Source organism: Alteromonas sp. 1_MG-2023 (assembly GCF_030547075.1).
GTDB lineage: Bacteria > Pseudomonadota > Gammaproteobacteria > Enterobacterales > Alteromonadaceae > Alteromonas.
The window spans coordinates 22,376-35,694 of sequence record NZ_JAUOQH010000020.1; the positions used below are offsets into that span (position 1 = coordinate 22,376).

Below are 13,319 nucleotides of genomic sequence, written 5' to 3' on the forward strand. Positions count from 1 at the left end.
GTACTTCACCCATAAAAAAGCCGCAATTAAGCGGCTTCTTATATTGTGTTAGCACCCTTAGCGAGTAAGCAACATAGTTGAATTAACTATGACTGCTACCTAAGGTACTAATCTGCACTAGTTGGCAATGTTGCCGGTGCAGAGGCTACAGCACTTGCTTTAGAAATGGCTGCACTTTTACCTGATACCACAATGGCTGGACGGCTATCGTCAGACTTAGCGGTAAGTGCTACGTCGTTGAAAGCATCATCAACCGATGCAGGTGCAGCCATAGGCGCAGATGCATTTATGCGGCCACGACTGCTAGCAGGTGCGCCTGTTGTAATTGGCTTAGTAACTGCTGCTTTTGCTTTCTTAGGCCTAGCCTTCGGAGCAGGCTTAGCAACACTTTCACTTGCTGCTTTAGCGGAATCGTCACCTAGGTTAATTTCAACCTGTTTCGGTGCAGCTTCTGCGGCAGGGGCTGGAGTTGCTTCAGCTTTAGTTGGCTTAGGCGCTTCCTCTTCACTTTTAGGCGAAGCAAGCTCGAACTGCATTTCGTCTTGAACCACTTCAGATGCCGGCTCAGCTGCTGGGGCTTCTGGCTTGGCTGTTGCAGTTTCTGTCGTTGCAGGGGCCGCCTTTTCTTCTGATGGGGCTAAAACACCAGGCTTAGTAGCTTGGGTGTCTTCTGTCTTAGTAACAGAAGGCGCTTCAGCGTTTTCGGCCGCTGTATCAACAGTAGCTGGTTGAGCATTCTCGTTTTGAGTATGTGCAGTATCTGCTTCAAGCTTACCCGGCATTGCCGCTTGTGTTTCTTCTGCACGAGGTGCTGATTCACTTGCGTCAATAGTCGCAGCGGTTGGTGAAACTGGCGCTTCGTGTGAAGGCGTAGTTTCAACCTTTGCAGCTGCCTGTTCACCTACTGGTGCATTGTTTGCTTGAGCACTGTTGTCATCGCTAGACTGCTGCGCTTCCTTCTTACGACGCTGACCTGCAGCACGTACATGACGAGGAGAACGACGTGAACGACCACGGCTTTCGCGTTTTTGACCATTTTCATCTGTATCGTTGCTAGTTTGCTCTGATGCAGCTTGAACATCTTGCTCTGCTGGTTGTGGTGCTTGTGCTACCGGTGTAGTGGCTTCAGAAGCGTCAGTTGATGGTACTGGCGCAGATTTGGCTTCTTCTACTTCAGCAGGTGCAGCTTTAGGCTTCTCAACAGCAAGAGACTTAACCGGCTTGCTAGTCGATGTTTCTTTTGACTCTGTATTGTCATCTTTTTTCACACGTACGCTGCGGCGAGTATCTCTACGCTTACGACGTTCAGCCACTTCTTGTTTCTTCTGCGCTTCTTGAGGCTCAGAAGTTTGAGAATTAGCGTCTTGTGCTTTTGCATTTTGTGACTTATTAGTATCCTGACTTTCGTCTTGATTACTATGTCTGTTCTGCTCTTGCTTAGGTTTTTGATTCTCGTCACGAGGCTTACGAGGCTTGCGGCCTTTGTTGTTACTCGCGCGAGGCTTGTCGTCCTGCTCAGAACGCGGGGTACGCTGGTCTTGTTCGCCATCTTTGTTCTGAGGCTGATTACGACGTGTGTTCTTTCTTGGTTTACGACGACGATCATCACTATTGCGATTGCGAGACTGATTACCACCACGATTATTGCGGCTTTCAGATTGCTTCTGCTTTTCTTTTTCTTGGGCTTCAGCTTCTGCTTTCGCTTTCTCGTCTTCACCGCCAAGTACATCACCTAACCATTTACCAAAACGGGCAAATAGAGATGGTGAAGTTTCAGCTTTAGCAGCAGGAACTTCAGCTTTAGGTGCGACTACAGGCGCAGCGGTAGGGGCTACTAAGCCTTTTAATGCTGGTTCTTCACGCTTAACAGGCGCTGAAGTTGTAGTTTCAGTTTCCGTTTCAACCGTTGGCATTAACTCTACTTCATAACTTGCGTCATCTAAAATATCATCTGGACGGCGGCGAGTTACTTGATAGTGCGGTGTTTCAAGGTTAGCGTTAGGAATAAGCAATAAGTTAACGCCGTGACGTTTCTCTAAGCTTTGAATAGATTTACGCTTTTCGTTAAGCAAATAGGTTGCTACAGAAACAGGAAGCTGCGCTTCAATTTGACCTGTGTTTTCTTTAATGCTCTCTTCTTCAAGAATACGCAAAATAGAAAGTGCCAATGACTCTGTGCCACGAATAGTACCGTGACCCGAACAGCGAGGGCACACATGGTAGGCTGAATCACCTAATGATGGACGCAAGCGCTGACGCGACATTTCAAGCAAACCAAAGCGAGAAATACGGCCTAACTGAACCCGTGCACGGTCGCTGCGAACCGCGTCTTTCATACGGTTTTCAACTTCACGTTGGTGACGTACTGGGGTCATATCGATAAAGTCGATAACTACCAAGCCACCTAAGTCGCGTAAACGTAATTGACGAGCAATTTCATCAGCTGCTTCTAGGTTGGTATTTAATGCTGTCTCTTCAATATCACCGCCTTTTGTTGCACGGGCAGAGTTGATATCAATAGAGGTAAGCGCTTCAGTAGGATCGATAACAATTGAACCACCAGAAGGCAGACGAACCTCACGCTGAAAGGCCGATTCAATTTGACTTTCAATCTGATAATGACTGAACAAAGGTACTTCACCACGATAAAGCTTAACGCGGCTGGCAAAGTCAGGGCGCACAAGTTGGATGTGCTGCAATGCTTGCTCGTAGATGCTGGTTTTATCAATTAAGATTTCACCAATATCACGTCGTAGATAGTCACGAATAGCGCGAACAATTACGTTACTTTCTTGGTGAATTAAGAAGGGCGCTTCACGCTCTTCAGCCACTTTAGAAATAGCTTCCCAATGGGTAAGTAGTACTTTTAAATCCCACTCTAATTCTTCGTAAGATTTACCTACACCAGCGGTACGAACAATTAAACCCATGCCATCAGGCAGGTCTAGTTTGTTCAAAGATTCTTTAAGTTCTGTACGCTCATCGCCTTCGATACGACGAGAAATACCGCCAGCACGAGGATTGTTTGGCATTAATACTAGGTAGCTACCTGCCAATGACAAGAAAGTAGTAAGGGCTGCGCCTTTTTGACCACGTTCTTCTTTATCAATCTGGATGATAACTTCTTGGCCTTCCTTAATAACATCTTTGATGTTTGGGCGACCTTCGAAACGGTAGCCTTTAGGGAAGTAAGTGCGAGCGATTTCTTTAAGAGGTAGGAAACCGTGGCGATCTGCGCCGTAGTCTACGAATGCCGCTTCGAGGCTTGGCTCAACGCGGGTTATTTTACCTTTGTAAATATTTGCTTTTTTCTGTTCGTGCCCAGGACTTTCGATGTCCAAATCGTATAACCGCTGCCCATCAACAAGGGCAACACGCAACTCTTCTAATTGAGTTGCATTAATTAACATTCTTTTCATTGTATCTAACTCTGTTTTAATACAGCCGTCCAGATACAAAATTAAAGTGACATGTACAAACCCTCACCGCGCAATCTCACGATTGGACGGGGACCTTGTTGTAACGCCGCATTATCCTTGAACTTACGCGGCATGTAACGTTTTCGCTACTCGTTCCGCGTATTTTGTTGTTCTTAAGGATGTCGGGAGCGACATACCCTTATCTCTATCTATCTTTTTAACAAACACCGCTCTTAAGCTGGCGCTTGTTTGTCAATTCAATTCTGTTAGCTAAACGGCGAACTTATTTTATGTTCGCAAACAGCGTCTGAATTATCTAACGGCAGTGTAGTCGTTGCCTCTATAATTCCCGTTCCAGATATAAAATTGCGTGTTCATCGAATAATGCAATTGGAACGTGACGCTGTTCTTATGGTTAACAAAAGTGGCGAAATAAGAGGGTAACAATTTTACCTGCTCTAAATGCTCACCTAAGTTAAATGTAGTGTTTCACCGGCATGATTTGGCCGCGTAAAATACAGTTTTCATTATGGCATCAAAGGTTCAATTTAAGCAAGGTGTGAGGGGTAAATAAGCCTAGATAATGCAGTTTTTCTGTGCTAAATGCTCGTTTAGTATCAAAAGTAGTCAAAGGGTTTTATTTTTAAGGCACATTAAAGTTTCTGTATCGGTCTGCTTTTGCATTGCGTTATAATAGAGTTTATGAAAGAACAAACCCAACAATCAGTCCGTTTCGTTACCGTTGAACCCGATGTAGCAGGGCAACGTGTAGACAATTTTTTGCGCACCCAATTAAAAGGCGTGCCCAAAAGTATGATTTATCGCATTTTGCGTAAAGGTGAAGTGCGCGTAAATAAGGGTAGAGTAAAACCCGAATATAAACTCGTTGCCGATGATGTAGTGCGTATTCCACCTGTACGTGTATCAGAAGGAACGCCTGGGCCATCGCCAAAACTCGATAAAATTGCAGCGCTAGAATCTCAAATATTGTTTGAAGATGAACGCATTATTGTCATTAATAAACCTTCAGGCATTGCTGTTCATGGTGGTAGTGGTTTGAGCTTTGGCCTTATTGAAGGTTTACGCGCCTTACGCCCCGATGCTAACTTCATGGAATTGGTACATCGTTTAGACCGAGACACGTCTGGCTGTATTCTTATTGCTAAGAAACGCTCTGCACTTCGTCATATGCATGAACAACTGCGTACTGGCAAGATGGATAAGCGTTACCAAGCGTTAGTGGCAGGGCAGTGGCCTGATAACCGCTTTAAAGTAAAAGCGCCGCTTCGCAAGAATGTGTTGCAGTCTGGTGAACGCATGGTGAGCGTGAGTGAAGATGGCAAGCCATCCGAAACCCGTTACCGCATATTGCAAAAATTCGACACCGCCACTTTGGTAGAAGCTTCACCTATTACAGGTAGAACTCACCAAATCCGAGTTCACTGTTTGCACGCTGAGCATCCTATTGCTTGCGACCCTAAATACGGTGATACCGAGTTTGATGAGTCTATGCGTCAAAAAGGGTTAAACCGCTTATTTTTGCACGCACATAGCATTTCGCTAATTCACCCTGGCACCGAAGAGCGGATTAAATTCACCGCACCATTAGATGCCACATTAACCAATACCCTAAAAGCCTTGTCATAGGGCTTACAGGGTATTCGGTAAGTTTACTCATTAATTAAGTTCTATTTATTTATATAGATTCTTTTATACAGAAGGAACGTAGTACCTATGCGCTATAAGTTGGTTATTTTTGATTGGGACGGCACCTTAATGGACTCAGCCGATAAAATTATCAACTGTATGCAAATAGCGGCAAAACATTGTGATCTTTCAATTCCTTCTGCTGATGCTGTAAGCCATATAATAGGTATAAGCCTTAAACCGGCTATTAAGCAGCTGTTTGATATTGATGATGATGCCCTTGCTGAGCGTTTAGTATTGGCTTACAAAGAAGCGTTTGTCAGCCACGATGTAACACCGTGCCCGTTGTTCAACGGCGTTGAAGGTTTGTTAAGTGCATTAAAATCCGAAGGGACAATTCTTGCGGTAGCAACAGGAAAAGCACGAAGAGGACTTGATAGAGCCTGGTCACAAACTGGTACTGGCCATTTTTTCAGTGCGTCACGTTGCGCCGATGACGCTCAGTCTAAACCGTCTCCTGACATGCTACTGCAAATTTTAGACGAGCTAAATATCAGTGCCCAAGATGCTGTTATGATTGGCGATACCACTTACGACATGCAAATGGCGAAATCTATTGGCATGCATAGAGTAGGGGTATCGTACGGGGTGCATGCGCAAGTTCACCTTGAAGCGTTAGCGCCACAAGCTATTGTGCATTCAATAAGTGAACTTCAGGCGTTTTTGCTTCGCTAGTTTTGGCTGGTAAATTAAGTAATCAGTTAAGATAATCCGTTTAGGCTGCTAGGCCTTGCCAGTGGCTAAGTCTAGTAAATCAATATTAAAGTGCCTGTCTAGCATGTCATGTAGCAACATAATGGGCAGGCCTATCAATGTATTGGGGTCTCGACTGGTAATACGTTCAAACAGCAAAGCGCCCATACCTTCGCATTTAAAACTTCCTGCGCAATCAAGTGGCATTTCAGCTTCGACATAAGCGCGCAATTGGACTTCATTGTGGCTACGAAAGTACACACAGGTTTCTTCAGCTCGAGTGACGCAAAGCATTTGCTCGGTCGTTGTATTGGTCGAGTCCGTTTTATTTTCAGTATCAGTGTCTGTGCTAGTACCAGGTAAAGGTGCTTGGCATAGGCTCAGTGCGGTAAAGAAGTACACCGGTTTACCTTGGCACAGGCTTAATTGTGCTACGGCGTTTTCTACCGTGCCCGGTTTACCCAATATAATTCGGCCGTCATCACCTTCAACGGAAGCCACTTGGTCGCTGCCAATAACGATTTTTCCAGGATGCTGCTGGGCAATTTTTTTTGCTTTTTCGTAGGCTAAGCGTTTACACAGAGCAAGAGGGGTTTCATTAGGTAGGGGAGTTTCATCTATATCGGGTGTGCTAGTGTCTGCTTGCACGCCTATATTTGCTAGTAATTGTTGCCGGTACTTTGATGATGAAGCTAGAACAAGTGTGGTCATACTACAAACCTCAATGTTTAATTAAGTGTTAATTAACCGTATTACGATTTCCGCGGTCCCGTAATCTCAATAAAATCAATACGCTTTATATCTAGGTGCCTTCTACTTGGCAATCTATAAATAACTGTTTTATTGCAAACTCCTCATGACTATGACGAGGGGATTATTTCTTACAACCGTTGGCTATATTATATCCACACTATAAATATAGCCTGTTTTTAGAAAGGCACGTAATGAGATTGAAAAGTGATATTAAGATTACTGTATAAGTGATATTGAGTTTATCGGAAGTTGCTTATTACGCCATTTCTCCCATCCCGCTAATTTTACTTGTTATCTCGGTTAAATCCCTTAAAATTCGGATTATGAAAAGAAGTACAAAATTGCTAATTAATTATACAAAAACGCCCATTAAATCTTTGACAGTGGGATATGAAATCTATAGAATGCGCGCCCTATGCAGAAAGTGAAACTCCCTCATACGGTCGAACCGACCAGCAGCGCTATGAAACGTTCCGATTATCGGGGTGTTCTTGTGTCTGAAGATATGGAACGATTGAGTGGGGCTGTTGTCCGATGTAGTGAATATGTGGACGTCGATGTGCAGTTCAAAAAAGACGAGCAGGGTCTTACTGTATTTCACGGTCATTTAGACACACAGGTAACACTTCTCTGTCAGCGGTGTAATGGTGAATTTGATACCACTCTTGATGTGGATTTTTGTTTTACTCCAGTGCAGGGAGAAGAGCGAAATGAAGAAGATCCAATACCCGAGGCTTACGAACCGGTAGAGGTCAACGACCACGGAGAAGTTAATCTGCTTCAGATATTTGAAGACGAATTGCTTTTATCTTTGCCCATCGTACCCCTTCATGCAGAGGAGGAGTGCTCAGTGTCTAAAGATGATATGTCATTTGGAAAGATTGAACCGGAACAAGAGCGAGAAAACCCTTTCGCGGTTTTGAAAGAACTTAAGCGAGACCAGGAGTAAGTTATGGCTGTACAAAAAAATCGTAAAACGCGCTCTAAGCGTGGTATGCGTCGTTCACACGATGCATTGACAGCGTCGACTTTGTCTGTCGACCCAACGTCGGGTGAAACACACCGTCGTCACCACGTGACAGCTGACGGTTACTATAAAGGCAATAAAGTAGTCGGCGCGTAATACGGCGTCTACATTTTGTCTAAGCTAACCATCGCGTTAGATATCATGGGGGGCGATCATGGTCCCCCTGTTATCCTTTCTGCGGCTGTAAAAGCCATTGAACTTCATTCTGACGTTCATTTTTTGCTATGCGGCGACCAAGCCGTTATCTCTCCCGCTATTAACAATCTCACGCCTTCTCAACGAAGTCGCGTCACTGTATCTCATTGCGACCAAGTGGTTGAAATGGGAGAAGCGCCTACCTCTGCGTTACGCAATAAAAAACGCTCTTCAATGCGCCGTGTGATTGAATACGTGCAAAGCAATGAAGCCGATGCGTGCGTAAGTGCAGGCAATACTGGTGCGCTATTAACCTTGTCGTTCTATTTATTAAAAACCTTATCTGGTATTGATAGGCCTGCGCTTATCAGCATGATGCCCACGGCCAGTCATCATAATGTATTCTTGCTCGATTTAGGCGCGAATGTGAATTGCACGTCTGAGATCTTGTTCCAGTACGGTGTAATGGGTTCAGTATTAGCGCAAGAAGCGGCGGGTATTCCTTCTCCACGTGTTGCGTTATTGAACGTAGGAGAGGAAGACATAAAAGGCAACGCCAACGTAAAATTAGCCGATCAGCTTTTTAAAGATGCGCCAGGTATTAACTACATTGGCTATGTTGAAGGTGATGACATTTTTACCGATAAAGCCGATGTGGTGGTTACTGATGGTTTTACCGGCAACGTAGCGCTAAAATCAAGCGAAGGGCTGGCGAAGCTTGTTATTAATGAAGTGAAACGCCAGTCACAAAAGAATTTCTATACTCGGCTTATGGCCAAAATTGCCTTTCCACTCCTTAAATCTATCTATAACAGCGTGAACCCCGACCAGTATAATGGTGCGAGTCTGATAGGATTGCGCGGCATTGTTATCAAGAGTCATGGAAATGCATCTAAAGACGCCTTTTATTACGCCATCGTGCAAGCAATGAAAGAAGCAAAGATGCGGGTTCCAGACAAGATAAAAACGAAGATAGAAACGGTTTTATTGGAGCAACTTTGAGCAAATATTCTCGATTTATCGGCACCGGCAGTTATTACCCTAGTGATATACGTACCAATGCCGATTTGGAAGTTATGGTTGATACCAGTGATGAATGGATCACTGATAGAACCGGTATTAAAGAACGCCGCATTATAGGTGCTGAAGAAACCGCTGCGACCATGGGTGCAGAGGCAAGTAAAAAAGCCATTGAAATGGCAGGCATCGACCCTCAATCCATCGATATGATAGTGTGCGCTACTACTAGCGGACGCTATGCACTTCCTAGTACTGCGTGTGAAATACAGCGTATTCTTGGCATCAACGGTATTCCAGCCTTTGATATTGCCGCTGCGTGTGCAGGTTACTGCTACGCATTAAGCGTTGCCGATCAATACATTAAGTCGGGTATGGCTAAGCGTATACTTGTTATTGGTACAGATTGTCTTAGTCGCTTAATTTCACCAGAAGATCGCTCTATGGTGATTTTATTTGGTGATGCTGCTGGTGCCACTATTATAGAAGCTAGTGATGAGCCGGGCATTTTATCTACCCATATCAACGCTGACGGCAATTACGGCGACTTACTTTACGTGGGCAACCCAACCCGTGGTGATGAAGCATCAGTTCACGAAAATTGGGGTGTTATGCGCGGTAATGAAGTATTCAAAGTCGCGGTGAAAAAATTATCAGAAGTGGTTGAGCAAACCCTTGCAGCAAATGACATGCAAAAATCTGATCTTGATTGGCTTGTGCCCCATCAGGCAAATTTCAGAATTATTAAAGCTACCGCGAAAAAATTAGACATGTCATTAGATCAAGTGGTTGTTACGCTTGAAAAATACGGTAACACCTCGGCTGCTACCGTACCCACAGCTTTAGATACCGCTATTCGTGATGGTCGTATTCAGCGTGGTCAACATTTATTATTAGAAGCATTCGGCGGTGGTTTTGCGTGGGCATCTGCACTGGTACGATACTAGTTTCTATATTAGTAATACTGAATTCGTTGTATTCAAAAGTGTGTTGTATACAAAAATAACAAGGAACAACAATGACAAAAACAGCCTGCGTATTTCCGGGGCAGGGCTCACAATCTGTGGGCATGCTAAAAGAATTGGCAGATAGCCACCCTTCGGTTTTAGATACCTTCAAAGAAGCTTCAGACGTATTAGGTTACGATCTTTGGGATCTGGTACAAAATGATACCGACGGAAAGTTAAACGAAACCCATATTACCCAGCCAGCTTTACTTACCGCCAGTGTTGCCATTTGGCGTGTATTAGAAGCACAAGGCATCGAAATAAGCTACTTAGCAGGGCACAGCCTAGGCGAGTATTCAGCTTTGGTATGTGGCGGCGCGATGTCTTTTACCGATGCGGTAAAACTTGTTGAGGCCCGCGGGCAATATATGCAAGAAGCCGTGCCAGCCGGTGCGGGGGCTATGTATGCTATCATTGGTTTAGATGACAATACTATTGCCAATGTGTGCCACCAAACGGCTATCGCCACAGGTGATGTGGTATCGCCTGTTAACTTTAACTCGCCTGGTCAGGTGGTTATTGCTGGTGAAAAAGTGGCTGCAGAGCAAGCTGCTGCGGCATGTAAAGAAGCCGGTGCTAAGCGTGCGCTGCCGTTACCTGTGAGTGTACCTTCACACTGTGAACTTATGCGCCCAGCGGCAGACAAATTAGAAGATGCGCTAGCATCTTTAGCGGTTCACACCCCTGCAATTAATATCATTAATAATGTAGATGTGACCATTGAAACTGATGGTGCATCTATAAAAAGTGCATTAGTTCGCCAGCTTTATTGCCCAGTTCAATGGACCCGTTCTGTTGAATACTTAGCAGCCGCTGGTGTTGAACGCATTATTGAAGTAGGCCCTGGTAAGGTTCTTTCGGGCTTAAATAAACGCATTAATAAAAGTTTAGAATCTATTGCTGTAAACACGCCAGAAAGTGTGGAAGCATTAAAACAATAAGGAAACGCTATGAGTCAGTTAGAAGGCAAAGTAGCATTAGTAACCGGCGCAAGCCGTGGCATAGGCAAAGCCATAGCTAGTCAGCTTGCCGCACAAGGTGCAACGGTTGTTGGTACTGCTACAAGCGACAATGGCGCTAGTGCAATTACTGAATATTTGTCTGAATTTGGTGGTAAAGGCATTGCGCTAAATGTTACCGACAAAGGCAGTATAGATGGTATAATCAAAGACATTAATGATACCTTTGGTGGCATTGATATATTGGTTAATAATGCGGGTATTACCCGTGATAACTTGCTAATGCGTATGAAAGATGACGAATGGCAAGATATTATTAATACTAACCTTACGGCTATATTTACGCTGTCAAAAGCGGTACTTCGCGGTATGATGAAGAAACGCTTTGGCCGTATTGTGAATATAGGTTCAGTAGTGGGTAGTTCAGGTAATGCTGGCCAAGCAAACTACGCAGCAGCGAAAGCAGGTGTTATCGGTTTTTCGAAATCTATGGCACGTGAAGTGGCTTCTCGTGGTATAACTATTAATGTTGTTGCGCCTGGATTTATCGATACCGACATGACAAAATCGCTTACCGATGATCAAAAAAATGCAATTTTTAAAGATATTCCGGCTAACCGATTAGGTGCTCCTGATGAAATTGCCGCCACTGTTGCTTTCTTAGTGAGCAGTGGTGCTGCCTATATTACAGGCGAAACCATCCATGTAAATGGTGGTATATATATGGGTTAATTTCGCTAAAATTGCGAATTTAACAGGGTTTGGGGTGGATTTTCCCCGAACTTGGATGTAAAAATAGAACTTTAAGAATTTGGGATGTCGCTGGTTCGACCAGAGAAATTGTTTAATCTGGTGCTTGCAAGCTTGTACCTTGCAAAATAAACTAGCGGCACTTTGACTATCTAGTGACGTTTAAGGGAAACCTAGAATTATGAGTAACATTGAAGAACGCGTTAAAAAAATTATCATTGAACAACTTGGCGTAAAAGAAGAAGAAGTAAAAGCTGAAGCTTCATTCGTTGATGATTTGGGCGCAGACTCACTTGACACTGTTGAGCTAGTAATGGCGTTAGAAGAAGAATTTGATACTGAAATTCCTGACGAAGAAGCAGAAAAAATTACTACTGTTCAGTCAGCTGTTGATTACATCAATGCTAACAAAGACGCTTAAGTCTTCGTTATAGTAAAATAAAAAAACGGCTCTCTTTAGAGCCGTTTTTGTATTTCCACCTTATTAGTTCCAATGCGAGGGCTTTTTGTGACAAAACGTCGCGTAGTGGTTACTGGTCTTGGCATGCTTTCACCATTGGGTCTTACTGTAGATGAGACTTGGCGTCGTCTGTTAGCAGGCGAGAGCGGTATTGGTGAAATCACCCATTTTGATTGCAGTAATTATTCCACCCGTTTCGCTGGTCAAGTTGATAACTTTGACCCGCAGGAATATATCGAAAAGAAAGAAACGAAGAAAATGGACAGGTTTATTCAGCTGGGTATTGCAGCGGGTAAACAAGCCATGGCAGATTCAGGCTTAACGATAACTGAAGAAAATGCGCATCGTGTTGGTGTCGCCATTGGTTCAGGTATCGGTGGGCTAGAGCAAATTGAACAAAATCACACAAAATTAGTGAATAGCGGCCCTAAGCGCGTTTCTCCATTTTTTGTACCCTCCACGATCACAAACATGATTTCTGGCTTTTTGTCTATCATGGAAGGGTTGAAAGGGCCAAACCTAAACGTAGTGACTGCATGTACTACTGGTGTGCATAACATTGGTATTGCTGCGCGTACTATTGCGTATGACGATGCTGATGCCATGCTTGCTGGCGGTTCAGAAGCGACTATTACGCCGTTAGGTATTGCTGGTTTTGCTGCAGCACGTGCGTTGTCGTCTCGAAACGACGATCCTCAAGGCGCAAGTCGTCCTTGGGATAAAGATCGTGATGGTTTCGTTATGGGCGAAGGTGCTGGCGTAGTTATGCTAGAAGAGTACGAATCGGCGAAAGCCCGTGGTGCAACTATTTATGCTGAGCTTGTTGGCTTTGGTATGAGTGGCGATGCTTATCACATGACATCTCCACCAGCAGACGGTGAAGGTGCGGCTACGTCGATGAGCAACGCTATTCGCGATGCAAAAATTGAAAGCAGTGAAATTGGTTACGTGAATGCTCACGGTACGTCAACGCCTGCGGGCGATATAGCAGAAGTGGCTGCGGTTAAGCGTGTATTCAACGATCACGCGTACAACATGCTGGTAAGCTCTACTAAGTCGATGACAGGTCATTTACTTGGTGCTGCAGGCTCTGTAGAAGCTATATTCACCATTTTAGCACTGCGTGACAAGATGGCTCCGCCAACCATTAACTTAGATGAGCCAAGCGAAGGGTGTGATTTAGACTTTGTTGCTAATAAGGCAAAAATGTTTACTTCAGACTATGCGCTGTGTAACTCATTTGGTTTTGGTGGTACTAACGGTTCGCTTATTTTCAAACGAATGTAAGCTAAAATAACCGGTCGGTATTACTTAAGTTATTGATTAAAGGCAGCGCAAGCTGCCTTTCTTGTTTGCGCACAACAACTTGGTATACTGCACGGCAGACGTTAA

The 13,319-nt window shown here is 44.3% G+C and carries 12 protein-coding genes; 10 read left to right on the forward strand and 2 right to left on the reverse strand.

Annotated elements, in window-relative coordinates; translation table 11 throughout:
* Positions 1-107: 107 nt before the first annotated feature.
* The gene (gene rne, locus Q4561_RS17210) at positions 108-3,419 is read right to left on the reverse strand and encodes a ribonuclease E (RefSeq protein ID WP_303462355.1); all 3,312 of its coding nucleotides are present in this window, start codon (positions 3,417-3,419) and stop codon (positions 108-110) included.
* Between the two features lie 702 nt (positions 3,420-4,121).
* Between rne and rluC the strand changes: the two genes are divergently transcribed.
* Both rluC and Q4561_RS17220 read left to right on the forward strand, forming a co-directional pair.
* Complete coding sequence (rluC, locus tag Q4561_RS17215; protein WP_303462357.1) at positions 4,122-5,066, forward strand: 23S rRNA pseudouridine(955/2504/2580) synthase RluC; 945 nt, start codon at positions 4,122-4,124, stop codon at positions 5,064-5,066.
* A gap of 87 nt (positions 5,067-5,153) precedes the next feature.
* On the forward strand, positions 5,154-5,801 hold the full coding sequence (locus Q4561_RS17220) for an HAD-IA family hydrolase (RefSeq protein WP_303462359.1): 648 nt from the start codon (positions 5,154-5,156) through the stop codon (positions 5,799-5,801).
* A 48-nt stretch (positions 5,802-5,849) separates the two neighbouring features.
* Here Q4561_RS17220 and Q4561_RS17225 read toward each other — a convergent pair whose 3' ends face one another.
* Positions 5,850-6,530: a nucleoside triphosphate pyrophosphatase gene (locus Q4561_RS17225; RefSeq protein ID WP_303462361.1), complete on the reverse strand. Its 681-nt coding sequence runs from the start codon at positions 6,528-6,530 to the stop codon at positions 5,850-5,852.
* Positions 6,531-6,987: 457 nt separating this feature from the next.
* Here Q4561_RS17225 and yceD point away from each other — a divergent pair, with 457 nt between their 5' ends.
* The 8 genes from yceD to fabF all read left to right on the forward strand — a co-directional run bounded on the left by yceD (position 6,988) and on the right by fabF (position 13,214).
* A complete protein-coding gene (gene yceD / locus Q4561_RS17230) occupies positions 6,988-7,521 on the forward strand; it encodes a 23S rRNA accumulation protein YceD (protein ID WP_303462362.1) in 534 nt (177 codons plus the stop codon).
* 3 nt (positions 7,522-7,524) lie between these two features.
* The gene (rpmF, locus tag Q4561_RS17235) at positions 7,525-7,695 is read left to right on the forward strand and encodes a 50S ribosomal protein L32 (RefSeq protein ID WP_013784462.1); all 171 of its coding nucleotides are present in this window, start codon (positions 7,525-7,527) and stop codon (positions 7,693-7,695) included.
* A gap of 15 nt (positions 7,696-7,710) precedes the next feature.
* Entirely contained in the window at positions 7,711-8,736 is a 1,026-nt protein-coding gene (plsX, locus tag Q4561_RS17240) for a phosphate acyltransferase PlsX (RefSeq protein ID WP_303462364.1), read from the forward strand.
* Positions 8,733-9,698: a beta-ketoacyl-ACP synthase III gene (locus tag Q4561_RS17245; protein WP_303462365.1), complete on the forward strand. Its 966-nt coding sequence runs from the start codon at positions 8,733-8,735 to the stop codon at positions 9,696-9,698. The genes plsX and Q4561_RS17245 overlap by 4 nt, the downstream gene beginning before the upstream one ends.
* 71 nt (positions 9,699-9,769) lie before the next feature.
* Positions 9,770-10,699: an ACP S-malonyltransferase gene (gene fabD / locus Q4561_RS17250; RefSeq protein WP_303462367.1), complete on the forward strand. Its 930-nt coding sequence runs from the start codon at positions 9,770-9,772 to the stop codon at positions 10,697-10,699.
* 9 nt (positions 10,700-10,708) lie between these two features.
* Positions 10,709-11,449, forward strand: coding sequence for a 3-oxoacyl-ACP reductase FabG (gene fabG, locus Q4561_RS17255; RefSeq protein ID WP_303462369.1), 741 nt, complete (start codon positions 10,709-10,711; stop codon positions 11,447-11,449).
* Positions 11,450-11,648: 199 nt separating this feature from the next.
* Positions 11,649-11,888, forward strand: a complete 240-nt coding sequence (gene acpP / locus Q4561_RS17260; RefSeq protein ID WP_032095800.1) for an acyl carrier protein — start codon at positions 11,649-11,651, stop codon at positions 11,886-11,888.
* A gap of 87 nt (positions 11,889-11,975) precedes the next feature.
* Complete coding sequence (fabF, locus tag Q4561_RS17265; protein ID WP_303462374.1) at positions 11,976-13,214, forward strand: beta-ketoacyl-ACP synthase II; 1,239 nt, start codon at positions 11,976-11,978, stop codon at positions 13,212-13,214.
* Positions 13,215-13,319: the final 105 nt, after the last annotated feature.